Raw genomic sequence first — 23,585 nt, 5'->3', positions numbered from 1 at the left:
ACATAGACAACTCACAACTGGCAATGGCGAAGGCTGTGACTTCGGTTTCATCGGACGAAGCAAAAATTCGCGAACGTCGCCGCGAGGCGATGGCGGTGCTGGCTTGCGCCAGCGTGGCGGAGATCGAGAGCGCCATCGCTTCGGTCGACGGCATTCCGGCACACCACGACATCCGCCTTCCTGAAAACGGACTGGTGATGCTGCGCGGCCGGATCGGCGGCGACGGCGCGCCGTTCAATCTCGGCGAGGCCGCGGTGGCGCGCGCCGCGGTGAAGCTTGCGACCGGCGAAGCCGGCATCGGCTATGTCCTCGGCCGCGACCAGGCCAAGGCGAAGCTGATCGCGCTGTGTGACGCGCTCGTGCAAAGCGGAGATCATCGCGAAGCGATCGAACGCGCCGTGCTGGCGCCGATTCGCACGAGGCTGAAGGCCGAGCGCGAAACGCAGGCACGGCAGACCGCCGCCACCAAGGTGGAATTCTTCACGCTGGTTCGAGGAGAAGGCTGATGCCCGCGGCGAACTTCCCTCACTCGGTTCTCTCGGCACAGTCGACCTTTCGCGCGATCCTCGATGCCACGGCACGGCCGGGCAGCATCCAATCGCTCTCCGGCGTTGCCGATGCGCCCTCGCCGCTCTCGCCCGCCGCGGCCGCTGTCGCACTGGCACTCTGCGATCATGACACGCCGGTGTGGATCGACACTGCGCTTTCGGCCAGCGCGCCGGTGCGCGAATGGCTGCGCTTCTATTGCGGTTGCCCGCTCGCGCAGAATCCGCGCGAGGCGGCCTTCGCCTTTGCGGCCGCCCCCGGCGCGCTGCCGCCGTTCGAAGCGTTCAATCCCGGCACCGCCGACTACCCCGATCGTTCGACGACCGTCGTCCTTCAGGTGCAGTCGTTCGACGTGGGACCGCGATTGACGCTCACCGGCCCCGGCATCCGCGAACGTGCGACATTTCGCGCCGATCCCCTGCCCGCCGATATCGCGGCGCGGCTGCGCGCCAACCGCGAGCTGTTTCCGCGCGGCATTGATCTGATGCTGGTCACCAACCAGGCCGTCGCGGCGCTGCCGCGCTCGGTGCATGTGACCGAGGAGAGCCCATAATGTATGTGGCGGCAAAAGGCGGTGAACGTGCCATCGAGAATGCGCACCGGCTGTTGGCTCACGAGCGGCGCGGCGATCCGGCCGTGCCGGAGCTGACGCTGGAGCAAATCCAGGGCCAGCTTACGCTTGCGGTCGACCGGGTGATGAACGAAGGCTCGCTGTATGATCGCGAGCTCGCGGCGCTCGCCATCAAGCAGGCGCGCGGCGATCTGATCGAAGCGATCTTTCTATTGCGCGCCTTCCGCGCGACGCTGCCGCGGTTCGGCGCCACCGAGCCGCTCGACACCTCGGCGATGACGGTGCGTCGGCGCATCTCGGCGGCGTTCAAAGACCTGCCGGGCGGCCAGATTCTCGGACCGACCTTCGACTATACGCACCGGCTCCTCGAGCCGCAGAGCGCCGAAGCGGCCGACAGGCCCACACAAGGGCAAGCCGGCGCCGCATCGATCCCGCGTGTCACTGATCTCTTGGGCACCGACGATCTCGTCGAGCCATCGCCCCCTGACACCGGCGAAGCGCCCGGCGATCTGACGCATGATCCGTTGAGCTTTCCGGCCGATCGCGACCTGCGCCTGCAAAACCTCGCGCGCGGTGACGAGGGCTTCCTGCTGGCGCTCGGCTATTCGACCCAGCGCGGCTACGGCCGCAACCATCCGTTCGCCGGCGAGATCCGCATGGGCGATGTGGAGATCGAGTTCACGCCGCCGGAGCTGGGCTTTGCCGTGCCGCTCGGCCGCATCACCGTCACCGAATGCCAGATGATCAACCAGTTCCGCGGCACGGCGACGGAAGCGCCGCGGTTCACGCGCGGCTATGGGCTCGGCTTCGGCCACTGCGAGCGCAAGGCGATGTCGATGGCGCTGGTCGATCGGGCGCTGCGCGCCCGCGAGCTCGACGAGGACGTCAAGGCGCCGGCGCAGGACGAGGAGTTCGTGCTGTCGCACTCCGACAACGTGCAGGCCACCGGCTTCGTCGAGCACCTGAAGCTGCCGCATTACGTCGACTTCCAGGCCGAGCTCGGTCTGGTGCGCAAGCTGCGCGAGGAGTTTGCCGCGTCAGAACCTGTGAAGGAGGCAGCCGAATGACTGCGGCCGCATACAACTTCGCCTACCTCGACGAGCAGACCAAGCGGATGATCCGCCGCGCCATCCTCAAGGCGGTGGCGGTGCCCGGCTATCAGGTGCCGTTCGCAAGCCGCGAGATGCCGATGCCTTACGGCTGGGGCACCGGCGGCGTGCAGGTCACCGCCGCTGTGCTCGGACCGGACGACGTCCTTAAAGTGATCGACCAGGGCGCCGACGACACCACCAACGCGGTGTCGATCCGGAAGTTCTTCGTCAAGACCGCTGGTGTGGCGACCACCACCGAGACCAGCGAAGCCACCGTGATCCAGACCCGGCACCGCATTCCGGAGACGCCGCTCAAGGCGAACCAGATCCTCGTGTTCCAGGTGCCGATCCCGGAGCCCTTGCGCTTTCTCAAGCCGCGCGAGACCGAGACGCGACGCATGCATGCGCTCGCCGACTACGGCCTGATGCATGTGAAGCTCTACGAGGACATCGCGCATCACGGCCACATCGCCACGACCTATGCGTATCCGGTGAAGGTCCAGGGCCGTTACGTGATGGACCCCTCGCCCACGCCGAAATTCGACAATCCGAAAATGAACGACTGCCCGGCGCTGCAACTGTTCGGCGCCGGCCGCGAGAAACGCATTTACGCGATCCCGCCCTACACCAGCGTGGTGTCGCTCGACTTCGAGGATCATCCGTTCGAGCGCTACCGGTTCGACGGCATCTGCGCGCTGTGCGGTGCGGACGAGAGCTTCCTTGACGAAGTCATCACCGACGACCGCGGCGGCTGGATGTTCGTGTGCTCCGACACCGACTACTGCCAAGGCCGGCGCGGCGACAAACCGCAGACGCCGCCAAAGGCTGCGACGGGGGCGGCACATGACTGACGCGCCCGATATCCACACGCGCGTGGCGACCGAGCGCGACCTGCCGGACGTGCTGCGGCTGTATGCGCAGCCCGATTTCGACAACGGCAAGACCTTGTCGCTGGAAGACGCCCGGCAACTGTTCGCGCGCTTCGCCCGCTATCCCGACTACACGCTCTATGTGGCCGAGAAAGCGGGCCGCATTGTCGGCAGCTTCGCGCTGCTGATCATGGACAACATCGGCCATCTCGGCACGCCGTCGGCCATCGTCGAGGATGTGGTGGTCGCGCCCGAGATGCAGAGCGCCGGCATCGGCCGGGCGATGATGGATTTCGCCCAGCAGAGCGCCAGGAAAGGTTGCTACAAGCTCGTGCTGTCGTCGAACGCCCGCCGCGAACGCGCGCACGCATTCTACGAGTCGCTGGGTTTCACCCGGCACGGCGTGAGCTTTCGCCTCGATCTTCCGGTGCACGCGTCATGACCGACAATCAACGAGACGAACCGCTGTTGATCGCCGAGGGCCTGACCAAGCGATACGGCCGCCACATCGGCTGCCGCGACGTGTCGTTCGAGCTCTACGAGGGCGAGGTCATTGCCGTGGTCGGCGAGTCCGGCTCCGGCAAGTCGACTCTGCTGCAACTTCTCTGCTCGCAACTCGAAGCCACCTCCGGCCGCGTGCTTTACCGGATGCGTGACGGCGTCACGCGGGATCTTGCCTTGCTTGGCGAAGCCGAGCGGCGTTTCCTCGCCCGCACCGACTGGGGTTATGTGCATCAGGATCCGAGCCAGGGGCTGCGCATGGGTGTTTCGGCCGGCGCCAATGTCGGCGAGCGGCTGATGGCGATCGGCGAGCGGCACTACGGCCGCATTCGCACCAACGCCTCGAACTGGCTCGACCGCGTCGAGATCGATCCCGGCCGGATCGACGACAGCCCGCGCACCTATTCGGGCGGCATGCGGCAGCGGCTGCAGATCGCGCGCAATCTCGTCACCGAGCCGCGGCTGGTGCTGATGGACGAGCCGACCGGCGGCCTCGATGTCTCGGTGCAGGCGCGCCTGCTCGATCTGCTGCGCGGGCTGGTTTCCGATCTCAGCCTGTCCGCGGTGATCGTCACTCACGATCTCGGCGTGGCGCGGCTCCTGTCGCACCGGATCATCGTGATGAAGGGCGGCCAGGTGATCGAAACCGGGCTGACCGATCAGGTGCTCGACGATCCGCGCGAGCCCTACACCCAGCTTCTCGTCGCTTCGATTCTGCCGCCGTAGGCAAAGAAAACCGGGACAATGAAAACCGCTCTGGAACTCGCGAACGTCAGCAAAAGCTTCACCATGCATCTGCAAGGCGGCGTGAAGCTGTCGGTGGTCAACGGCGTGACCTTCACGGCCCACACCGGCGAATGCGTGGTGCTCGCGGGCCCCTCCGGCGCGGGCAAGTCGTCGATCCTCAAGATGATCTTCGGCAGCTATCGCTGCGACCGCGGCCAGATCGTGGTGCATCAGGGCCAAGGACAGGCTCACGAGCGGACGGATATCGCTTCGGCGACGCCGCGGCAGATTCTTGGGCTGCGCAAGAACACCATTGGCTACGTCAGCCAGTTCCTGCGCGCGATCCCGCGGGTGCCGACGCTCGACGTGGTTGCCGAACCTTTGATTGCCGGCGGCGTGCCGCGCGACGCCGCACGGAGGAAAGCGACCGAGCTGCTCCGCCGTCTGAACATTCCAGGCCCGCTGTGGGGCCTGCCGCCCGCGACCTTCTCGGGCGGCGAGCAGCAGCGCGTCAACATCGCCCGCGGCTTCCTCGCCGAGCGGCCGATCCTGCTGCTCGACGAGCCGACGGCGTCGCTCGACGCCCAGAACAGCGAAGTGGTGGTGCAGCTGATTGAAGAGCGCAAGCGGCGCGGCGCCGCGATCGTCGCCATCGTACATGACAAGGCCTTGCGCGACCGCATCGCCGACACCGTGGTCGACATGACCGGCTTTGCCGCGGCCGCTTGAACCGACTATGAAAGACCGCATGCCAACGACAGTCCTCACCAACGCCAGAATCGTGCTGGCCGACCGCGTCATCGACAACGGCTGGCTTGCGATGGACGGCAGCACCATCGCCAAAGTCGGCGAAGGCAAGCCGCCGGAGCGCGGCGACGACCTCAAGGGCGACCTCCTGATGCCCGGTCTCGTCGAGCTGCACACCGACCATCTCGAAGCCCATTACGCGCCGCGTCCCAAGGTGCACTGGGACCCGGTCGCCGCGGTCGTGTCATTCGACGGCCAGCTTGCAACCTCGGGCATCACCACGGTGTTGGATTCGCTGCGCGTCTGGACCGAAGACGGTGCCGAGGAGGTCGACGGCGAGGCCGAAACGCTCGCCAGGGCGATCGGCAAGGCCCGCGACAGCGGCATGCTGCGCACCGACCATTTCCTGCATCTGCGCTGTGAGGTGCCGATGCCGAACGTGGTCGAGGAAGCCGCCGAGCTGATCGGACGAAACGACGTGCGGCTCGTCTCGCTGATGGACCACACGCCCGGCCAGCGCCAGTTCCGCGACGAGAGCAAGCTCCGCGACTACTACCGCGGCAAGAAGGGCGGCTTGAGCGATGCAGCACTCGATGAGCTGTTCCGAAAGCGCTACGAATACCAGGCCGCCTATTTTGCGGACAACTACCGGCGGCTGGTCGCGCTTGCGGACAAGCACGGCACGCCGCTCGCAAGTCATGACGACACCACGCTCGAACACGTCAGCGACGCGATCCGCGACAAGGTCGCGATCGCCGAGTTTCCAACCACGGTCGAAGCCGCGCATGCGCTGCACAAGGCCGGCATCCGCGTGCTGATGGGCGCGCCCAATCTGGTGCGCGGCGGGTCCCATGCCGGCAATGTGGCGACCGCGGAGTTGGCCGAAGCCGGCGTGCTCGACGTGCTGTCGTCGGACTACATGCCGGCGAGCCTGCTGATGGCGGCGGTCAAGCTGCCCGAGGCCGTGTCGGGCTTTGGACTTCCAGCCGCGATCCGCACCGTGACCAAGACGCCGGCCGAAGCGGTCGGGCTGACCGACCGCGGCGAGATCGCGGCCGGCAAGCGCGCCGACCTGATCCGCGTGCATGTGGCGGACGGCATTCCGTTCGTGCGCTCGACGTGGCGCTGCGGCGTTCGCGTAGCGTGAGCCAGAAGATCAGCGACTTCTATCCCGCAGCCGCCAGTCTCATCTCCCGATGAGTTTCGGCAGCGCCGCCGTATGACGCCAAATCCCGTGTGACGTCGCTGACGACCGCCAGCCAATCGCCCGCGGATTTCTGCCGATAGAGCTTCACCGTCGGATACCAAGGACTATCGGCGCGATCCAACAGCCAGCGCCAGCACGTATCAAATCGATTCAAGATCCAGACAGGCTTGCCCATCGCTCCGGCCAGATGCGCCGTTGACGTGTCGACCGACACCACCAGGTCCAGATTGTCGACCAGCGCAGCGGTGTCCGAAAAATCATTCAGGGAGCTGGTGAAGTCGATGATGGCAGGACCGCTCCAGCCTTTATTGACCAGCTCCCGCAGTTCCTCTTCAGCCTTCTGTCCTTTTTGCAGGCTGTAGAATTCGACGTCCGCGTCGGCGAGCGGAGCCAGGCATTCAAGAGGAATGTTTCGTCTTCCATTCGCCGCCCAGGATTCGGGCTGATTGGGCCTGAACCCGCCGGACCAGACGAGCCCGATCCTCGGCCTTCTCCGCTGGCCGAGCCTTTTCTTCCATTCGTCCGATTTCGCGGAATCGCTTTTGATGTAAGGGACGCCGGCAGGGATATTGCGAAGGCTCGTTTGGAACGCCAGCGGCAAGCTCATCAACGGACAGACATAGTCGAACGGAACAGGAGGCTCGCTGCCGTCTTCGATCAGATGCGCAACCCCAGAAAGATCCGCCAGAAGAGTCATGAGGGACCGCTGAACCTCCAAGATGACCCGCGCGCCCAAGCCCGCCACCAGGCTTGCGTAACGGGCAAATTGGATCGTGTCCCCGAGACCCTGTTCCCAGTACAAAAGAATCGTTTTGCCCGCCAACGGCTCCTTCCCAAGCCACAGCGGCTTGGAGAACGATCGTTTTTGCAGACCAAAACTTTTCTGATCCCACCGCCACTCGAAATCTCTGAAGCCCGCATCGAAATCGCCGCGCGTCAGCTTGGCGATCGACGCATTCACGAGCGACTTGGCATGATCCCTCTTGAGCGACAAGACCCTGCGATAACCCGCCAAAGCCTCTTCGAGACGCATCATCTCCTGCAAGGTGACGGCGCGATTGTAGATGGCGTCGAGGAAAACGGAATCGATCGCGATCGCCTTGTCATAAGCGTCCAAGGCCTCGCTCCATCGGGCCATCCCCTTCAGGATGTTCGCGCGATTGGAAAGAGCTTCCTTGTAGGATTTGTTGAGATCCAGCGCCCGATCGAAACTCTCCAGCGCCTCTTTCGTGAACTTGAGCATCGCCAGCACGACGCCAAGCTCGTTATGGAATAGTGGCTTGTTGGGCTCGACAATCGCCGCGGCCATCAGGAACTTGGCGCTCGAGGGAAAGTCGCCGATGTCCTTGTTCGCGACTCCCAGACAATAGAGCGTCTCGGAATCGCGCGGGTTGCTCTGGATGATTTCGGTGTACAGCCCGATCGCAGACCGGACCTTTCCGTTCCGATGGAGCGCGATTGCTTCACGTCGTTTCTTGTCGATGGCGCTCATTCGAAATCCCCGGATTGGGCTGCGAGGCACGCAAAGCGCGTACCAATGCGGATTCGCGAGTCGAATGAATCGGTTAGGCCGACGCTGGACGTTCCGCGCGGGATCAGAATTGCCGTTCGGTCCGGATTGGCCCGGCAAAATCTGCCTATCGCGCGGCAGCGACACGTGGCTTCTTGAACCGAACGGGGAACTTGGGGCACTGGCCGTGCGCCAAGCCCGCTTGACGCTTCAGGGGGCCGGGCTTTCACCCAACCCACTGATTTTACTATCGAATTTGGTTGCGGGAGGTGGATTTGAACCACCGACCTTCAGGTTATGAGTATGATTTCCACTCTTTTCTGACGATATCCCCAGACCTCTGACTTTACCTAAAGCCCGAGAAAAACTAAGGATTTCTCGTACTGCACTGTCGCGTCGTATCTGGACATTCCGTCTCTGGTGGCGACTCGGTGGCGACTCTCGGAGCGGGATTTGGAAAGCCAGAAGCTGACGAAGCGGGTCGTGGACGCGATCACGCCCACCGGAAAAACCGTCATTCATTACGACAGCGAGCTCAGCGGATTCGGCCTGAAGGTCCTGCCTTCGGGCGCCAAGCGATGGTGCGTCGAATACCGCAGCGGAGCCGGCGGGCGGAAGGTTGGCAAGACCCGGATGGTCTTGGGTTCCACCTCAACCATGACACCCGACCAGGCACGGCAATCGGCGCGAACGATCCTTGGCGCCGTGGCGCTGGGTCAGGATCCTGCCCGCAAACGGACCCACGATCGGGCAATGCCCACGTTCGCGGAATTCGGGGAGCGTTATCTCACCGAAGAAGCGGAGACCAAACTGAAGCCGCGAACGGTGGTCAACTATCGCATCTACCTGCGCAAGCATGCCACGCCGGTGATTGGCACCCGGAAGCTTGACGCGCTGGAGACCGATGAAATTGCAAAGATGCACCGCAAGATCGGCAAGACCAACCCGATGACAGCAAATCGTGTCGTCGAGTTTGTCAGCTCGGTGTTCCGATACGCCGCGGTCTGCGGGCTGGTTCCGCGAGGTCACAATCCCACAGCGCAGGTTTCGGCGTTTCGTGAGCAGCGCCGAGAGCGTTTTCTGAACTCCGCTGAATTGGCGCGCTTGGGCGATGCCATTCGGGAAGCCGAGACGGCTGGCATCCCGTGGGAGGTTGATAAAGACCAGCCGAACGCGAAGCACATTCCCAAAAACGCTCGGACAAAACTCGGCCCTCATGTCGTCGCGGCCCTACGGTTGTTGATTCTGACCGGCGCCCGTCTTCGCGAGATCCTTTCACTGAAGTGGGAATACGTAGATCTCGAGCGCGGACTGCTCTTGTTGCCGGACAGCAAGACCGGGCGGAAAGCGATCATCCTGAACGCTCCCGCGATTGCGGTCCTTAAAGCGCTTCCGCAAGTGGACACGTACGTGATCGCGGGCGATATAAAGAACCAATCCCGCCACGATCTGAACAGACCTTGGAGATCAATAAGTGCGCGGGCCGGACTGTCGGATGTCAGAATCCATGACCTCCGGCATACCCACGCGAGTTACGGCGCCGGAGCTGGTTTTGGGCTTCCGATCATTGGCAAGTTGCTGGGACATTCCCAACCCGCGACAACGGCGCGCTATGCCCACTTGGACAATGATCCGCTGAAACAAGCGTCCGAGTCGATCGGCAGCAAGCTTGCTAGAGCGATGGGCGATATCGAGCCCGATGTCGAATTCGCGCCGCGTTGAGAATGCCAGGGCCCTGTCTTGAATGAAGCGTAAAACTGATCAACCACGTCCCCGCGATCGAATGGGCAAGCAGGAGGCCAAGTCCAAGCGCTTATCCGAAGCCGATCAACTCATCGGTCCTGAGGAGCTAACAGAGGCCGATATTCCGGAACTTCTGAGCCGCCTCGATTTTGATTACTCGTTCGGCGCTGCCTCGCCTTCGACTTCGAGTTTCCTCGGCGGATATTGGTGGTCCCTGGGCGAGGCAGCGGACTACATCGAGAACAGCATCGAAAACACGGATTCAGACGCGTCACCGTTGTTCACCGGACTCGGGCGCCTCGAAAAGGCAATTCGAAGCGGCAAGATCGGAGCCTTTGGGTCGATCGACGCGGGGCCGGTTAGCGAACTGTCAGAGGCTGCATGGACCGAGTTTATATTGATACCGTACTTTCATCGGCGACTTGGACAAGGCAGACCGACCTACGAGGTTCTTGTCAGATCAAGACGTTCTTACCGTGCTTCCGCCCTTAATGATCACAGTTTTGCTGCGAACGAGTGGCTTCCAGCGGCCAACGCGCCCCACGGAGAGCCGGGCTACTATCGAATCGTGTCCAACGTCTTCGTTAAGGAAGCCGATGTCGCAAAGCTATTTCCGCAGAAAACTGATGCAAGGAAAGAGCCCGGAGGTAGGAAGCACCGCCGCCTACTTTCAACGATTCCGGTCGTGAAGGTGCGGGGAAAGAGTGTCTTCCCCGACCCGGGAGACGCGACAGCTTCGGACATCACTCGTGCTGTCATCAAACACTGGGAAGAAGGTGACAGAAAAGAAGGCCGCGAGAAGGACTATCTTTTCCCCACGGAACTGCAGGCAGTTCTGCGATTCTACGAAAAGCTTAGACACGGATCGTCTGACATTTAGCTGATGTCGATACATTTTGGGCAAATGTAGAAGCAGAGGCCATTTCCCGACCTAGAAGGAGGGTGTGACGCAGAGATTCTCCTGCGCACTAGGGAAATGGAGAAGCAACATGACGGAGGTCGCCAGCCCCTCGCTGCCGACTTGGCTCACTCGTAAAGAGGCAGCTCTACACCTCAGGCTGGGTGAAAGCACTCTCGCCAAATTGTTTTTGTCGGGCGACGGCCCTTTTGCGATCAAGATCGGCAAGTCCGTTCGATATGCCAGACACGATCTGGATAGCTGGATGGCAAGCCGGCGGCGACGTTCAACCAGCGACACCGGGGCGCCCTGAGCGCTCTCTCAAAAAACCCACCTGAAAATGTGGCGCCCGACTGCGCGTGCGATCAACTCGCGCGGTGCGTCACCCAACGCGCCGGCCGTAAATGGAGCGGTTCGGCCAGGAGTATGAACAATGCGGTCCCTTCCGAACAACCCTTTTATTCCGGCTTATCGAATCATCCTGTCCAACACGTGTCACTTGGTGTTTCGCTGTCCGTATTGCGACAGCCGTCATCTTCATGGATGCGGTGACGGCAAGCTTGAGCAGTGGCGCGTCTCGCACTGCATCCATGAAAAATCCGAATTGCGTTGCCGCAATATTAGGTTGCTTTGCGTCGGCGAGGTCGCCAGCGAGCGCATGCTGCCCCGCTTCGGGCTTGCCGATCTGATCGAATTCAACCGGGTATTCGGTGCGCTGAAAAAATAAAGACATCCGCTTCAGCAAATCAGCACCTGTAACCTGCCGGCAGTTTCGACCATCAGAACCGGGACTGCCGGTCTACTTTCCAAGGATTCCATGGCATCACACCAGAACGATATCGTGGCGATCATCGATGCTGCGCCTCCGGTTGAGATCGAAGCGCAATTCAAAGATGGCCAGAGTCCACTTTCCAATTCATCCGAGACGAATACGCCGATGCGCCAATCGGGGCGACGCGCCCCGTCACGCGACAAGCTTATCGCCTGCGCAGACGCGGCCGAGCTGTGGCATGACGCAAACCGCGTGCCTTATGCGAGCTATAAGGTGCGCGGCCACACGGAGCATTGGCCGCTCGGGTCTCGACACTTTCGCATGTGGCTTGCGAGCGAATATTACCGCGCCACTGCCCAAGGGGTCGGCGGTACGGCGCTTGATGACGTCATGCGTATTCTTGAGGCGCGCGCGATCAATGATGGGCCGGCTTTTGAACCGCGTGTCCGCGTGGGTGGAACTGACGGCAAAATCTATCTTGATTTGTGCGACGATGCTTGGCGCGCCGTCGAAATTGGGCCGCGAGGTTGGATGGTCGTCGAGAAGCCGGCAATTCACTTTTTGCGCACGCCGGCGATGCGTTCCCTGCCCGTCCCCGAACCTGGCGGCTTGGTCGAGTCCTTGTACGGCTTCCTCAACACGTCGGAGGAAGACGCTCGGTTGATCATCGCGTGGTTGATCGGCGGCATGCGTGAATGCGGTCCCTACCCTCTGTTGGTTCTGAACGGGGAGCAGGGCAGCGGAAAATCGCTCGCGTCTCGCATGATCAGGTCTCTAATCGACCCTAATGCCGCGCCGATCCGCTCGGCTCCGAATGATGAGCGCGATATCGTGATTTCAGCTACGAACTCGCACGTCCTCTGCTTTGACAATCTGAGTGGTATGTCGGGGACGCTGTCGGACGCATTGTGCCGGCTTTCCACTGGCGCCGGCTTCGCTACTCGCGCGTTGCACACCAATGCCGATGAAATGATTTTCGAGGCGGCCCGGCCCGTGCTGCTGAACGGCATTCCTCACCTGGCGGATCGCGCTGACCTGTCGTCGCGGGCCATCACGGTTCATCTCCGCACGATCGGGGATCGCGAGAGAAGACCGGAAGATGAATTTTTGCGCGATTTCGCGGCGGCGCGGCCCGCCATTCTGGGCGCTCTGCTCGACGCGGTGTCCGCCGCGCTTCGCAATCTTGACCTCATCAAGCTCGATCGGTTGCCGCGGATGGCTGATTTCGCCAAATGGGTTACGGCGGCTGAGCCTGGCCTGGGCTGGGCCAAGGACTCTTTCCTTCACATCTACGAACGCAACATGCGCCAGGTCGAAGAGGGTGCCTTCGAGGCGGATATGATCGCTGTTGCAATTCGTGATTACATCACCCCCACCAAATATCCTGGCGGCTTCCGCGGCAGTCCGACGGAATTGCTTAATGTGCTCTCCGCCGCCGTGCCCGATGTGATCCGCCGCGCCAGGGGATGGCCCGTTAAAGCGCAACAGATGGGCAACGCTTTCGAGCGCGCCAAGCCGCTGCTGCGTCACCGCGGCTTCCACGTCGAACGTCATCGTGGCGGGCAGCGCGAGATTGTGATCGTTCCTCCTCAACCCGCGTCAGACGATGAAATACCCGTTTGATCCCCCGCGCCCCCTTGGGCGGGCGAAGGCGAAACGGCGCTGGCCGACGAGCCTCCGCGAGCCCTGGCGAGACTTCTAGCTGCCGAAACTCGCGGGTCCTCCGGCGGGGGGGCGCCTTTGCGGGCGATAAGGCTCCCGCCATCTCGCTAGCTGCGCGGTAAAAACGCTGGGTTGACACACACCGAACATAGGTGACGGTGGTTGACGGTGAAAACATTAGAGGCCGCCAGACAACATAAGGTGAGGTTGGAAATGATCAGAGCACCGTCAACTGATGTTCGGTGTCGCGGTGACGGTCCGAACACAGGTTGACGGTGACACTGAAAATCATCGACTTATGCGTGTGGAGAGACAGCTTGCGTCGGCCCGCGTCGGCCGGAGCAAATTAGAGTTGTGCCCGCTGATATTGGATTTACGTCGGCCGCGACGAGTTCGACAGCTCCATTCTTTTAGTTCGAAAGAGGACAGAAGAAGACGCCGCTCGTCGCTGGCCGCTTCAGTATGCGAAGCAAAGGGGCGCGCACATGGGGAATGGTCGACGCAGCCGACGAAGCTGACGAAATTATTGGCATTCAGTGGGTTAGGCTCGCCGGCCAACTTGATTGCAGCCGATGGGCCGCCGCTAAATCGAGTGTCGATACAGGCGGCAACGTTGTTCCTCCTGCCGGTGGAAGAGGAACTGGGATCCAACACTCTCCAGTGTAGCCGGAAGTAGCCCATCGAAGTCCAGCGCATTTCGGCGCGGACCGGGGCGAGAGAAACTGCTCCGAGGCCGAACCTTGGACCGCTGGCCGGTAGAGTTTTCCGGCTCTCTCACGATGGCGGGCTGGTTACGCCAGCGTGATTCAATAAGCTAATCGGCGTCTTCTGGCCGATCGCGCCGTGCGGGCGCTCCTCATTGTAGTACTTGCGCCAATCCTCCAATTTTTCCTTTGCGTCTGCAAGGCTTATGAACCAGTGGGCGTTCAAGCACTCGGCTCGGAAGCGACCATTGAAGGCTTCGATGAACGCGTTGTCGGTGGGCTTGCCTGGTCGTGAGAAGTCGAGCGTCACGCCACGCTGATACGCCCACAGATCCAAATCGCGTGACACAAACTCGGTGCCTTGGTCGACCCGGATCGTTGCCGGGAATCCCACTTGCCGGCAGACCCTTTCCAGAATCTCCACCACATCGGCGCCGCGGAATGTGAACCGTGGCTCCAGCACCGGCGAGAAGCGTGTGAATGTATCAACGACCGTCAGCACCCGCAGCTTCCGCCCGGTCGCCAGCTGATCGTGCACAAAATCCATCGCCCAGGTCTGGTTCGGGTACGTGGCCGCGACACGATCGTCCCGCAACTTGGCCTTAACCCGGCGCTTGGGCGTCTTATTGCGTAATTGCAGGCCCAACTCGCGGTAGATGCGCCGAGTCTTGTTCTGGCCATGACACCAACCCTCGCGCCGAAGCAGCACATGAACGCGTCGATAGCCATAGCGCACGCGCGTCTGGCAGATCTCCTTGATCCGTTGTTCGAGCGGCGCCTGTCCGGGGCGACGAGACTTGTAGTGGTAGGTCGACGTGTCGCACAGGAACACTCGGCACGCCCGACGTATCGACACGTCCCACTCGCTACGCATATCGTCAACCAGCTTGCGCTTCCGGACAGGCTTCAGAGCTTTCGGCGGAGCGCGTCCTGCAGCATCTCTTTATCGAGGCTCAAATCGGCGACGACCTTGCGCAGCTTTGAGTTCTCGTCCTCGAGCTGCTTCGGCCGCCGCATCTCGGTCGGCAGCAGCCCGTCATACTTCTTCTTCCAATTGAAATACGTCGCCTGGCTGATACCGGACTTGCGGCAGATATCCGCCACAGGCATGCCGTCGGCGCCTTGCTTCAGGATGAACGCCTTCTGGGCGTCCGAAAATCTCGATGCCTTCATTGCTCTGCGCTCCTCCCAGCCGGGGAATCGGCGCCGAAAACTCTAGCCAAAAACGATCCAGTTTGGCGGCCTCAGAGCAGAGATGGCACTCCACGTGCTGGCCTATAACTTCACCCGCGTCATGAACATCATAGGAGTTCAGCCGCTCATGGCAGCGATCAGGGCATAGTCTGCCCCCGAAGCCAGGCTCCCACTCGCGAAAGCCTCCAAAATCTTCACTTCCCCCAATCCGAGAGCGTTTTGACACAACCAAGACCCAACTGAGACATTGCCCCCAGTCTTCGTTGTATAAAACAGACCACCATGATTTCGCTGGGCTTGCCAGAATGGAGCTCAGGCCTCTCGTTAAGAGAAGAAGACGCTTCTCTGGCCGACAGTTGAGGCAAAAGTCGAGTCAGCCTCGATGACGGCTTAGCTGCTATTGCGACGGTCGTTGGTTCGGCAAGCAGGATCATTTGTTTGGCAGTCCGCGGACGTCCACAGTCACACGATCCGATCGGGGAGAGCCTCAGCCCGGCGGACGATCGTGTTCTTCTGAACGATTGGTTGCCACCCAAGGTCGGCGTGGTGCCCAAGATCAGGGTTGGCCGGCACTGGTTCAACGTGCTGTGGGCGTTGCCGCTCGGGTTTGTATTCGCCGTCATCGGTGTGGCCGTGGCTCAAGCGTTGCGTGAGCAACCGGCAGTTCAGGATTTTCTGCTGCGCTACCCTGGCGTCCCGCCGCTCGCGCGCGTCGTCACCGACGGCTTCCCGGCATGGCTGCGGGTGCAGCACTTTCTGAACCTGCTCTTCATGGCGTTCATCGTCCGCTCCGGCATTCAAGTTCTTGCCGACCACCCGCGTTTGTATTGGAAACGCGACTGCATACCCGGTACCGAGTGGTTTCGCTTTCAGGAAGCCGTTCCGACCGGCCGGATATGGACAGCCAAGGACGATTCGGTGACGTTGCCAGGCTGGCTGGGGATTCCTGGCATTCGACACTCGGTTGGGCTTGCCCGATGGTGGCACTTCTCGTTCGGCCTGCTGTGGATGATCAACGGAGTCGTCCTTTACGTTCTGCTGTTTTGTACGGACCAGTGGCTGAGGCTGGTGCCAACCACGTGGGAGGTGTTTCCGAACGCAGCCTCGACCCTGCTTCAGTACCTGTCGCTGACGTTCCCCGCCGATGAAAGCTGGACTCGCTACAACAGCCTGCAGCAGCTTGCCTACTTCATCACCATTTTCGTTGCTGCACCTGTGTCCATCCTCACCGGTTTCATGCAGGGCCCGGCGATCTCCAATCGACTGGGTTGGTTCGGCAGGGTGCTGAATCGCCAACGGGCCCGGTCGATCCACTTCCTCGCGATGTGGTGGTTCCTGCTCTTCATCCTGATCCACGTGACCTTGGTGTTCATCACTGGAGCACGGGTCAATCTGAACATGATGTTTGCGGGAGTGCACGATGGCTCCTGGAGCGGCTTTGCGATTTTCATTCCAGCGATGGCGCTAATCGCCGTGACGTGGTGGCTGGCGTCGCCATTCACGATCCGGCACGCGCGCGTCGTTCAGAAGGCCGGCGAGTTCATGATGTGGCCATTTAACGCGCTGACCGAATGGTGGGACCCAAACAGTCAATTGGCAGAGAAGGATATCTCGCCTTATTTCTGGCCGAACGGCACCATGCCGAAGTCAGCCGAGTTCGACGCGTTGGTCGCTGGAGGTTTTAAGGGATTCGCTCTGCGAGTCGGGGGCTTGGTGGAGACGCCGAGAGTGTTTTCCTACGCCGAGTTGAAGGCGATGCCGAAGCAGGAGCAGATCACGACGCATTTTTGCATTCAGGGTTGGTCTGGCGTCGCAAAGTGGGGCGGCGTTCCGATGCGCCACATTCTCGAGTTGGTGCGTCCGATATCCGCGGCTCGGTTCGCCGTATTCTATTCACTGGCTGATGGCAGCAACGTCGGGCGTTACTACGACGTGCATAAGATATCCAACATGCGCCACGAGCTGACCATCCTCGCCTACGAAATGAACGGTTCGCCGGTCAGCGTGCTGCACGGCGCGCCATTGCGGCTACGTTGCGAAAACGAGCTTGGGTTCAAGATGGTGAAGTGGATCGCGGCGATAGAGTTCGTCGATGACTTCGCAGGCCTTGGCGCCGGCCAGGGAGGCTATAACGAGGATCACGAGTTCTACGGCTACCGGATGCCGATCTGAGAGGGCCACGACGGCCGGGCACAAGGATCACTTCATACTCGCTCACGGTTGATCGATTAAGTGTGCCAAATGTCCACTCTTGATGCTGTGGACGGCTCCTCCACTCGGCACGGAAGTGCCATGGATGTGGGGTTGTTAGAGCTCCCACGATTTGGAGGAGCTATTCATGCACACGATCATGACAATCGGTCTCGATATCGCCAGTCTGTCTTTTAGGTGCACGGCGTTGATGCTGCCGGCCAGGTGATTAGGCGCGATCATGTGGGGCCCAGCTCTTCCCCGGGGCTGGGCCTTGCGCACAGCGGAACTCGGGGCAGCCAGCGGCTGATTGAATAGTGTTCGATTTTGACCACTCTTACTGGAACAATGCCTCAAACGGCCTATTGTACCCGGTAGGAGTATCCCACCATCAATGTACCATCAATGTCTATCGACGAGTTCGTGCCGTGCGAGCACTGCGGCACACAGGCTGACTTCGTCACTGAGCTGTCTCCGCTCGGTAGTGATCCCGGCCATCGCATCTACCGTTGCAACTCATGTGAGCGGTCCACATGGGTCGCTTGGGAGTTTGCGCCGAAGCAGCCGCCGCAAGCGAGCCAAACGGTGCAGCTACAGCAACAACAGCCGCAGCCGAAGAAAGACGAGCCGAAGGAATAGCGGCGCAGGAGCATGCCATGTTCTTCGTTGGTGTAGTGGTTCCCCGGCCGGACAGATGTAAACGTCCTGCTCGGCCAGGTAGCGGAAGTCCTGTTTGCCGAAACGCCACTTGGCAATGATGCCCGAGGTCATCGGCTTGAGCAGCGTGACCATGATGCCGGCATTCTCGCAGGCTAGGATCTCTTCGCTGCTGAAGTAGCCGCGGTCAGCGACCGCATCGAGGCTCTCTACTCCCAATGTCGCCTTCGCGGCCTTCGCCATGGTCGAGAGCTGCGATCGGTCGGTTCCGACGTTGGTCACCTCATGCGTGATGATCGGATGATGCTTGGTCTCCACGGCAACTTGAACGTTGTAGTCGACGACACCAGACCCTCGGCCGCTGGTCGCCATCGAGCAAGAGTCAGGATCGGTCAGTGATATCTGTTGATCCGGGGCCGCCAGCATCTGCACCCGGAGTTCCCCCAGATTCTGCATCTGCTCCTTCAGCTTCGCGATCTTGTCTTTGAGGCGATCTGTCTAGGTTTTGAGCGCCTCCGACTTCTCCTGGCGATCGGCCGTATCGAGCTGCTGCAGATATGCTGCGCTGCGGAACGAAGTCTCTTGCAGCGCATTATCTCCATAGAACCCGGAGCCATTGATGTTTGACCGACTGCTTGAGCCCAATTCCACCGATGTACCTGACTGCGCGTGTGGAAAAGCCATGCGCTACGTCAAGCTAGAGAAGCGTTCGGAAGACGCCGCGGTGAAACACTTCCAGTGTGATTGTGGACGTGAATTTCTGCTGATGGTGTGGCCTGAATTGACGTTTTCGCCCGCAGCGGCCGCCGCGTAAGGAGCACAACATGAACCCGATGATGATTCCGTTTGTGATGTATCAGCGCTGGCTTGAAATGGTGTTACTCCCATTGGCTAAGGCTCCGACCAAAGTGACGTTTAAGCTCGTGCCCAAACCTACACCCTACGAGGGCTAAATCTTCGACGGTGAAGCCCGCTTCGGCGGGCTTTTTCGTTGTGGAACTAGGCCACGTTGGTTCCGTTCATTCAATGTGCTCGCACTCTTCTGGGAGGTCACATGAGGCACACCGTTGAAGACATGCGACGGCACGCCGAGAACTGCAAAAAGCTAATCGAGGGAACCAATAAGCCCGAGGTCAAGGCGCGGCTCGAAAGTTTAGCGGAGAGCTGGGAAAAAATGGCTGATACAAAAGATTGGCTCGAAAAGCGGAAGCACGTTCATGGATGACCCGCGCCAGCAAACCGTCAGTAGTGTGGTCGATAAAGAGGTGAACCCGAACCAGCACAAGGCGAAGAACCCTACTCTCGCGTCGCGGCGCTGGCGGTGATCTGCCTGTCGGGATTTCTGATGGTTTTTTCTTCCTCAGATAGGGATCCCACATGACCGAAGAGAAAAAGGGCCTCACCGGCCAGGACAAATCGCAGGATGACCTTCGTGGCGGTGAGAATGAACTCCCCGAGGGCCTGAAGCGCGAGCGCAAGGGACCGATCGACAAAGACAAGGGCCGGAACGATGACCACAGCGAGCTATAAGATTATCCGCCAGGGGCAAAACTGGGCGGTCAACCACGATGGCGTTCTTGAAGGTGATTACGCCACCAAAGAGGCCGCGTTTGAATCTGCCGCTATCGCTGCGTCAAATGCCATCAAGCTTGGTTACGGCGTAGCGATAACCGTCGAACCCCGCGAAGCCGGAGAAGGCGCGCTCGGATAAACGAAAAAGCCCGAACGCGCTTGGCGGCCGGGCTCTTCGCTCCCGTTGGGCCCAAGACCGAGCGTTTGCTAGGCGCTAAGCCGCTCCGGGAAGCGCGCCTATGCCAACCATATCAACCGGAGGAGGTTCAGATGCGGATAATAAATCCAAACGGGACAAGGCTGATCGAAGCAAGGTTTTGGGGAGTGAAGGCTACGAGGTCGGTTACGTCGCCACCAAGCACGGGATTTCCCGTGAGCAGGCCCGGAATCTTATCAAGAAGGTTGGCAACAACCGCGACAAGCTCAACCGAGTCGCGGAGAAACTTTAAGCTCTTCAAGTTTTGCGGCTACCTCTTCCTCTGAGCGGCAGAGGTAGTCGGCAAGCTCCGCCAGAGTCATGACGGGAATGAAGTCGTGGATGTCCTCAAGGTCCATCTCTGACCAGCTCTTCCCGGTGTTTATGTTTTGAGTTGAGTACATGTTCCTCTACTGGATGACCTACGCGACCCCTGACGGGACCGCTGTTTTTAACCGAGCCGCTGAATGACCGAGCGCTCGAATGACGCCGCAAGCGTCTGCAGCTGCGCGGGGCGCAATTTCGGACCGAGGTCCGAACAGGACGGTTGCGATGCTGTCGAGCGTACCGAATATCCGCCTGCGTGGCATCCTTCTTCACCCCAAGAATATTGTAAGGATCGTCGCTCACGCTCTCTCCTGCCCGGCCCCGCCACGCGCCGGCGAGCTTAGCCAGACGCTCCTGGAGCTTCTCCTTATCATAGTCCGAGGTGGTCTCCTGGATCTGCGCTTTGATCTAAAGTCGCCCGGCCGTCGCTTGCCGCAACGGCATAGCCGTCGATCGCGGATGCATTCCGTAACATCACAAGATCCTTTTATTTGAGCCACCCCTCGGTCGTGCGTTCAGAAACATCGGATCAATTTTTGGATCCGGTGGTGCCTTTGGTCGGCAGGTTGGCGCCATTGTCCGACAAGTGCGTTTTCCAGTAGGCATCCACCTTCTGGCTTTCCTGAACGAAGTTGCCGCCTGGCCCGAACTGGTCGTTCTTCACTTGTGGGGCGCCGTCCATCGCGGTTTTTGTGGCATCAAGCACGAGAAGGTTGGCGTTCGGGGTGACCTTGAAGCTCTGCCAAGGAACTGGGACGTATTTCTCACCGATCCCGAATATTCCTCCTCGGGAGACCACCAGATAGGCGATCTTGCCGGTCTGCGGACTCATCACAATGTCGTCGACGCTGCCGAGGGCTTCGTTGTGCGTGTCGCGAACATCGGTGCCGAGCAATTGGTCGGACCGGAATGAGGTATTCTGACTGGTAACCGGTTGCGCGGCTGCAATCTGCTGCTTCCGCCAACCCGGCACGTCCACCGTGTGCACTTTTCCGCTGTGCATTTCAGTCACGTAGCGCTGGTAGGTATCTCGGGTCGTCGCGAGCACATCCTCGCACGGCTGCTGCTGGCCGTTTCGTGCGAGAATGGTAGCGGAGGCGACGAGGATCCGGACCTCATAGCCCGGCCTCGCGTTGTGATAACCAGCGGTCGACGCTGGAGAATCACCCATCCGATAGCCATATCCCGGCTCACCCAAGGGATAGCCGTAACTGTAGCCGGAACCGCCCAGCCAGTAACCGTCCTTCTCCATCTGACTGTTGAAGGCGCGGAGGTCGCTCAGACATTTTTCTGCGGGCTGGGTGGCTGCAGCGCTCTTAGCGCCGGGAGACGGCTGGTTCGCAGCGCCGGTCGCCGAAGGCTCAGCCGCGAGCAGTGGAACGGCGAGACCAAGACAAAGGCATGCGGCCACGGAGCTAAGGAGAACAGAGCGTTTCATGTGTTGTGTTCCCTTGTTGTCTTTTTTTGACGCGACATCCATCTGGATTGCCGCAATGAGTTTGATCATGACTGCCGCCTTAGCTTGGCGACGGGATTGAATTCCGCGTTAGGCGGTCGCCCGCCAGGCTTCGTCCCGTTCAGCCAGTGGCCGGGACGAGCCGATCAGTCGGCTCGGCCGCTTTGGCGTCCGGATACACATCAAGGCGAGACGGGTTGGCCGTACCAAGGATCGACTTGGCGCGCGCCACTTCGTCTGCCGTACCATGCGCCATGACCAGAAAATCATCCGCCGTCAGAGCCGCCTCGTATTGAACGACACTGTTCTTTGGGATGCCGATGCTATAGAGGGCTGCGCCCAGCGCACTCAACCCACCAACCACGACGGCGTTCTCTATGGCCGCGACTGCAATCGTGGCCAGATAGCCGAGCACGACGACATGCCCGACGACGGGAATGGTCATAAACAGCCCGCCAAAGAACAAGCCCCAGAAGCCGCCCCAGAACGCGCCTCTCGTGCCCCAGAACTTGACGCGATCACCCATGTTGTAGAAGCCAACGACCTTTTCGTCCGTATGGTATCCCTTGCCGACAATGCTAAGATTCTTCATCTCGAAGCCGGCACTGGTTAGTTTTTTCACGGCGGTTTCCGCTGCCTGATGATCTGCGAAGATGGCAACGACTGAGTCATCGATTCTCATGTGAACTTCTTTCTGGCAACGCGGCGACTTGCGTCGAATTTCCTAGGGTGATTCCAAAATTCCACTCAGAGAGAGGTGTGACTGTCTCGGATTGCTCACATTAAAAAAGCTTAATACTCATTCAATGCAACACGCACGATGGGGCTCGCAGCCGAGAGTGCTTGGACAATCACACGCTTGCTACAACGTGCGAATTTTTGTGGAATGACGAAGACACCCTTCACAAGCGTTACAGCGATGCAGCCACGTGATCGGATGTCATCGCAAAACAAAGCCCACGTTCGCCGATGTAAAGTGCCGAGCCGCACTTTCTATCCTCACATCAAACAAACGGAATGTATTTGAGCCCGCCGTGGAACTATTAAGAGGCGGAATTCCTTTAGATAGGTTCGCCTCACGAATAATTTTTCAGAAAGACGCGTCTATGCAAATCACTTTGCAGTCATTCGTCGCGCTCGCATTCGGCATTTCCGTTGGCGCCCTCGTGTTGCCCAGCCAAGCCGACGCTATCAAAGGCCACGCCTGGGACAGTGGGGACGGCATCAGCTCCGCGAGGGCCCTAGCCGTGCATGAGTGCAGCGTTCGCGCCGACAGCAAATATCCGACGTGGGTTTATGGCGTTGAAAATATCGAAGCGTATAGCGCCTGCATGGCGGAACACGTCCGACGGGAATAACCGGCGTGCGCAGATCGAGTTGCTGTTAGCCGCTCTCTCAATGCGAGTGCGTCATCGTGATGGTCCGAAAGGTTTTGTGAGCAATATCGCTCAGTAACTATGAGAAAACGGATTAGCTATGTTCCTGTGGGGCGGCTCTGTTGAGTAGGAAAGCCGCGGCAATGAATCCTATCACTGTATTTCTCACGATCTCCTGCGTTGCCATTGGCGCAGCCTTCGGTGCGGTTGGATATGTCGTCGCGGGCATCGCATTCGTGCTCGCCGCGATCGTCATTGCCTCCGCGCTCAAGATGGCCAACACTTGGCAAAAGTTCGTCATCCTTCGCGCGGGCAAGCTGCGCGGCGTAAAGGGGCCGGGCCTCTTCCTCATCATCCCGGTCCTCGACAACGTCGTAGCCGTGATCGACGAGCGAATCCAGACGACTGCCTTCAGCGCGGAAGCGGCACTGACGAAAGATACGGTTCCGGTAAATGTGGACGCGATCATCTTTTGGTTCGTCCATGACGCCCAGAAGGCGGCCCTCAACATCACAAACTATCGCGAAGCCATCGACCGGGTGGCGCAGACGTCGCTTCGCGAGATGATCGGTTCATCCATGCTCTCGGCGCTGCTGTCCGAACGGAGCGCTGCAGATGAACTCTTGCGTACAGAAATCGCCCGCAAAATCTCCGACTGGGGCATCTCGGTGAAGTCCGTCGAGATCCGGGACGTAGCAATTCCGGAAGCCTTGCAGGATGCCATGTCCCGACAGGCGCAGGCTGAACGCGAAAAAGAAGCCCGCGTCATCCTTGGGTCCGCCGAGGCCGCGATCGCGGGAAAATTTGTCGAGGCAGCGAAAACCTACGCGGATCATCCTGCGGCTCTGCAGCTACGCGCCATGAACATCATCTATGAGACCACCAAGGAACGCGGCGCCACGATCCTGATTCCGACATCGATGGTCGACAGCATGAACCCGGTTGTCGCCCTCGCATTGGCCGGGCAGCAATCGGCGCCTCAAAAAGCAAACGGACCTTTGCCACAGACAATTCGGCCGCGGTAGCACTCCAATTTCATCATGCCGACCGCAACGGTGACCGGCCGCGCT

24 protein-coding genes and 1 pseudogene are annotated in these 23,585 nt (G+C 60.4%); 20 read left to right on the top strand and 5 right to left on the bottom strand.

Annotated elements, in window-relative coordinates:
- Positions 1-23 precede the first annotated feature (23 nt).
- Genes phnG through RHPLAN_RS06890 form a run of 8 tightly spaced genes read left to right on the top strand, consistent with a single transcriptional unit; the run spans position 24 to position 6,198 of the window.
- Positions 24-506, top strand: a complete 483-nt coding sequence (gene phnG / locus RHPLAN_RS06925; protein ID WP_068015195.1) for a phosphonate C-P lyase system protein PhnG — start codon at positions 24-26, stop codon at positions 504-506.
- Positions 506-1,099, top strand: coding sequence for a phosphonate C-P lyase system protein PhnH (gene phnH / locus RHPLAN_RS06920; protein WP_068015192.1), 594 nt, complete (start codon positions 506-508; stop codon positions 1,097-1,099). The genes phnG and phnH overlap by 1 nt, the downstream gene beginning before the upstream one ends.
- Positions 1,099-2,184: a carbon-phosphorus lyase complex subunit gene (locus RHPLAN_RS06915; protein ID WP_068015190.1), complete on the top strand. Its 1,086-nt coding sequence runs from the start codon at positions 1,099-1,101 to the stop codon at positions 2,182-2,184. Before phnH ends, RHPLAN_RS06915 begins: the two co-directional genes overlap by 1 nt.
- Positions 2,181-3,059, top strand: a complete 879-nt coding sequence (locus RHPLAN_RS06910; RefSeq protein WP_068015188.1) for an alpha-D-ribose 1-methylphosphonate 5-phosphate C-P-lyase PhnJ — start codon at positions 2,181-2,183, stop codon at positions 3,057-3,059. Before RHPLAN_RS06915 ends, RHPLAN_RS06910 begins: the two co-directional genes overlap by 4 nt.
- Positions 3,052-3,519: a GNAT family N-acetyltransferase gene (locus RHPLAN_RS06905; RefSeq protein ID WP_068015185.1), complete on the top strand. Its 468-nt coding sequence runs from the start codon at positions 3,052-3,054 to the stop codon at positions 3,517-3,519. The genes RHPLAN_RS06910 and RHPLAN_RS06905 overlap by 8 nt, the downstream gene beginning before the upstream one ends.
- The gene (gene phnK / locus RHPLAN_RS06900; RefSeq protein WP_068015181.1) at positions 3,516-4,304 is read left to right on the top strand and encodes a phosphonate C-P lyase system protein PhnK; all 789 of its coding nucleotides are present in this window, start codon (positions 3,516-3,518) and stop codon (positions 4,302-4,304) included. The genes RHPLAN_RS06905 and phnK overlap by 4 nt, the downstream gene beginning before the upstream one ends.
- Before the next feature lie 18 nt (positions 4,305-4,322).
- On the top strand, positions 4,323-5,033 hold the full coding sequence (gene phnL, locus RHPLAN_RS06895; protein ID WP_068015179.1) for a phosphonate C-P lyase system protein PhnL: 711 nt from the start codon (positions 4,323-4,325) through the stop codon (positions 5,031-5,033).
- Positions 5,034-5,052: 19 nt separating this feature from the next.
- A complete protein-coding gene (locus RHPLAN_RS06890) occupies positions 5,053-6,198 on the top strand; it encodes an alpha-D-ribose 1-methylphosphonate 5-triphosphate diphosphatase (RefSeq protein WP_237180069.1) in 1,146 nt (381 codons plus the stop codon).
- Positions 6,199-6,217: 19 nt separating this feature from the next.
- Here the strand turns inward: RHPLAN_RS06890 and RHPLAN_RS06885 are convergent, their stop codons facing one another.
- A complete protein-coding gene (locus RHPLAN_RS06885; RefSeq protein WP_068015173.1) occupies positions 6,218-7,750 on the bottom strand; it encodes a tetratricopeptide repeat-containing glycosyltransferase family protein in 1,533 nt (510 codons plus the stop codon).
- Positions 7,751-8,221: 471 nt separating this feature from the next.
- On the opposite strand from RHPLAN_RS06885, the gene RHPLAN_RS06880 reads away from it, so the two are divergent.
- The 5 genes from RHPLAN_RS06880 (at position 8,222) to RHPLAN_RS06870 (ending at position 12,804) form a co-directional block, all read left to right on the top strand.
- Positions 8,222-9,490 carry a tyrosine-type recombinase/integrase gene (locus RHPLAN_RS06880; protein ID WP_068015171.1) on the top strand — a complete coding sequence of 423 codons (1,269 nt, stop codon included), beginning with the start codon at positions 8,222-8,224 and terminating at the stop codon, positions 9,488-9,490.
- Between the two features lie 22 nt (positions 9,491-9,512).
- The gene (locus RHPLAN_RS06875) at positions 9,513-10,391 is read left to right on the top strand and encodes a hypothetical protein (RefSeq protein ID WP_210180574.1); all 879 of its coding nucleotides are present in this window, start codon (positions 9,513-9,515) and stop codon (positions 10,389-10,391) included.
- Between the two features lie 109 nt (positions 10,392-10,500).
- Positions 10,501-10,722: a helix-turn-helix transcriptional regulator gene (locus RHPLAN_RS38250; RefSeq protein WP_084244453.1), complete on the top strand. Its 222-nt coding sequence runs from the start codon at positions 10,501-10,503 to the stop codon at positions 10,720-10,722.
- Between the two features lie 120 nt (positions 10,723-10,842).
- Entirely contained in the window at positions 10,843-11,136 is a 294-nt protein-coding gene (locus RHPLAN_RS39100) for a hypothetical protein (RefSeq protein WP_157100116.1), read from the top strand.
- Between the two features lie 114 nt (positions 11,137-11,250).
- Complete coding sequence (locus tag RHPLAN_RS06870) at positions 11,251-12,804, top strand: AICE element replication initiation protein (RefSeq protein WP_198164748.1); 1,554 nt, start codon at positions 11,251-11,253, stop codon at positions 12,802-12,804.
- Between the two features lie 813 nt (positions 12,805-13,617).
- On the opposite strand, the gene RHPLAN_RS06865 is transcribed toward RHPLAN_RS06870, so the two are convergent.
- A protein-coding gene (locus RHPLAN_RS06865; RefSeq protein WP_157100115.1) for an IS3 family transposase occupies positions 13,618-14,720 on the bottom strand; the annotation gives its coding sequence in 2 pieces (ribosomal slippage) (positions 13,618-14,459 and positions 14,459-14,720; 1,104 coding nt in all).
- Positions 14,721-15,179: 459 nt separating this feature from the next.
- On the opposite strand from RHPLAN_RS06865, the gene RHPLAN_RS06855 reads away from it, so the two are divergent.
- Entirely contained in the window at positions 15,180-16,913 is a 1,734-nt protein-coding gene (locus RHPLAN_RS06855) for a molybdopterin-dependent oxidoreductase (protein ID WP_084244451.1), read from the top strand.
- Positions 16,914-17,603: 690 nt separating this feature from the next.
- On the opposite strand, the pseudogene RHPLAN_RS06850 reads toward RHPLAN_RS06855, so the two are convergent.
- A pseudogene (locus RHPLAN_RS06850) lies at positions 17,604-18,146 on the bottom strand (transposase); the annotation flags it as partial.
- A gap of 61 nt (positions 18,147-18,207) precedes the next feature.
- On the opposite strand from RHPLAN_RS06850, the gene RHPLAN_RS39095 reads away from it, so the two are divergent.
- The 5 genes from RHPLAN_RS39095 (at position 18,208) to RHPLAN_RS38240 (ending at position 19,609) form a co-directional block, all read left to right on the top strand.
- Positions 18,208-18,402: a hypothetical protein gene (locus RHPLAN_RS39095; protein ID WP_157100113.1), complete on the top strand. Its 195-nt coding sequence runs from the start codon at positions 18,208-18,210 to the stop codon at positions 18,400-18,402.
- A 240-nt stretch (positions 18,403-18,642) separates the two neighbouring features.
- Positions 18,643-18,813, top strand: a complete 171-nt coding sequence (locus tag RHPLAN_RS39090) for a hypothetical protein (protein ID WP_157100112.1) — start codon at positions 18,643-18,645, stop codon at positions 18,811-18,813.
- A gap of 152 nt (positions 18,814-18,965) precedes the next feature.
- Positions 18,966-19,118 (top strand): hypothetical protein, encoded by a 153-nt coding sequence (locus tag RHPLAN_RS39085; RefSeq protein ID WP_157100111.1) that lies wholly within the window; start codon positions 18,966-18,968, stop codon positions 19,116-19,118.
- A complete protein-coding gene (locus RHPLAN_RS38245) occupies positions 19,099-19,299 on the top strand; it encodes a hypothetical protein (protein ID WP_084244449.1) in 201 nt (66 codons plus the stop codon). Before RHPLAN_RS39085 ends, RHPLAN_RS38245 begins: the two co-directional genes overlap by 20 nt.
- A 100-nt stretch (positions 19,300-19,399) precedes the next feature.
- Entirely contained in the window at positions 19,400-19,609 is a 210-nt protein-coding gene (locus RHPLAN_RS38240) for a DUF3606 domain-containing protein (RefSeq protein ID WP_084244447.1), read from the top strand.
- 603 nt (positions 19,610-20,212) lie between these two features.
- Here the strand turns inward: RHPLAN_RS38240 and RHPLAN_RS06840 are convergent.
- Together RHPLAN_RS06840 and RHPLAN_RS06835 are read right to left on the bottom strand one after the other, a co-directional pair.
- Positions 20,213-21,190, bottom strand: coding sequence for a PRC-barrel domain-containing protein (locus tag RHPLAN_RS06840; RefSeq protein ID WP_084244445.1), 978 nt, complete (start codon positions 21,188-21,190; stop codon positions 20,213-20,215).
- A 70-nt stretch (positions 21,191-21,260) separates the two neighbouring features.
- Positions 21,261-21,821: a general stress protein gene (locus RHPLAN_RS06835; RefSeq protein WP_068015152.1), complete on the bottom strand. Its 561-nt coding sequence runs from the start codon at positions 21,819-21,821 to the stop codon at positions 21,261-21,263.
- Positions 21,822-22,658: 837 nt separating this feature from the next.
- On the opposite strand from RHPLAN_RS06835, the gene RHPLAN_RS06825 reads away from it, so the two are divergent.
- Entirely contained in the window at positions 22,659-23,540 is an 882-nt protein-coding gene (locus RHPLAN_RS06825) for a slipin family protein (protein ID WP_068015144.1), read from the top strand.
- Positions 23,541-23,585 lie beyond the last annotated feature (45 nt).

The organism is Rhodoplanes sp. Z2-YC6860, assembly GCF_001579845.1.
Classification (GTDB): Bacteria; Pseudomonadota; Alphaproteobacteria; order Rhizobiales; family Xanthobacteraceae; genus Z2-YC6860.
This window is presented reverse-complemented; position numbering and strand designations above follow the sequence as displayed.

What these genes read in the sequence shown, in the direction of transcription:
- phnG (WP_068015195.1), top strand. Translation starts at nt 24, where the DNA reads ATGGCGAAGGCTGTGACTTCGGTTTCATCGGACGAAGCAAAAATTCGC.
- phnH (WP_068015192.1), top strand. Translation starts at nt 506, where the DNA reads ATGCCCGCGGCGAACTTCCCTCACTCGGTTCTCTCGGCACAGTCGACC.
- RHPLAN_RS06915 (WP_068015190.1), top strand. Translation starts at nt 1,099, where the DNA reads ATGTATGTGGCGGCAAAAGGCGGTGAACGTGCCATCGAGAATGCGCAC.
- RHPLAN_RS06910 (WP_068015188.1), top strand. Translation starts at nt 2,181, where the DNA reads ATGACTGCGGCCGCATACAACTTCGCCTACCTCGACGAGCAGACCAAG.
- RHPLAN_RS06905 (WP_068015185.1), top strand. Translation starts at nt 3,052, where the DNA reads ATGACTGACGCGCCCGATATCCACACGCGCGTGGCGACCGAGCGCGAC.
- phnK (WP_068015181.1), top strand. Translation starts at nt 3,516, where the DNA reads ATGACCGACAATCAACGAGACGAACCGCTGTTGATCGCCGAGGGCCTG.
- phnL (WP_068015179.1), top strand. Translation starts at nt 4,323, where the DNA reads ATGAAAACCGCTCTGGAACTCGCGAACGTCAGCAAAAGCTTCACCATG.
- RHPLAN_RS06890 (WP_237180069.1), top strand. Translation starts at nt 5,053, where the DNA reads ATGCCAACGACAGTCCTCACCAACGCCAGAATCGTGCTGGCCGACCGC.
- RHPLAN_RS06885 (WP_068015173.1), bottom strand. Translation starts at nt 7,750, where the DNA reads ATGAGCGCCATCGACAAGAAACGACGTGAAGCAATCGCGCTCCATCGG.
- RHPLAN_RS06875 (WP_210180574.1), top strand. Translation starts at nt 9,513, where the DNA reads ATGAAGCGTAAAACTGATCAACCACGTCCCCGCGATCGAATGGGCAAG.
- RHPLAN_RS38250 (WP_084244453.1), top strand. Translation starts at nt 10,501, where the DNA reads ATGACGGAGGTCGCCAGCCCCTCGCTGCCGACTTGGCTCACTCGTAAA.
- RHPLAN_RS39100 (WP_157100116.1), top strand. Translation starts at nt 10,843, where the DNA reads ATGCGGTCCCTTCCGAACAACCCTTTTATTCCGGCTTATCGAATCATC.
- RHPLAN_RS39095 (WP_157100113.1), top strand. Translation starts at nt 18,208, where the DNA reads ATGTTTGACCGACTGCTTGAGCCCAATTCCACCGATGTACCTGACTGC.
- RHPLAN_RS39090 (WP_157100112.1), top strand. Translation starts at nt 18,643, where the DNA reads ATGAGGCACACCGTTGAAGACATGCGACGGCACGCCGAGAACTGCAAA.
- RHPLAN_RS39085 (WP_157100111.1), top strand. Translation starts at nt 18,966, where the DNA reads ATGACCGAAGAGAAAAAGGGCCTCACCGGCCAGGACAAATCGCAGGAT.
- RHPLAN_RS38245 (WP_084244449.1), top strand. Translation starts at nt 19,099, where the DNA reads ATGACCACAGCGAGCTATAAGATTATCCGCCAGGGGCAAAACTGGGCG.
- RHPLAN_RS38240 (WP_084244447.1), top strand. Translation starts at nt 19,400, where the DNA reads ATGCCAACCATATCAACCGGAGGAGGTTCAGATGCGGATAATAAATCC.
- RHPLAN_RS06840 (WP_084244445.1), bottom strand. Translation starts at nt 21,190, where the DNA reads ATGATCAAACTCATTGCGGCAATCCAGATGGATGTCGCGTCAAAAAAA.
- RHPLAN_RS06835 (WP_068015152.1), bottom strand. Translation starts at nt 21,821, where the DNA reads ATGAGAATCGATGACTCAGTCGTTGCCATCTTCGCAGATCATCAGGCA.
- RHPLAN_RS06825 (WP_068015144.1), top strand. Translation starts at nt 22,659, where the DNA reads ATGAATCCTATCACTGTATTTCTCACGATCTCCTGCGTTGCCATTGGC.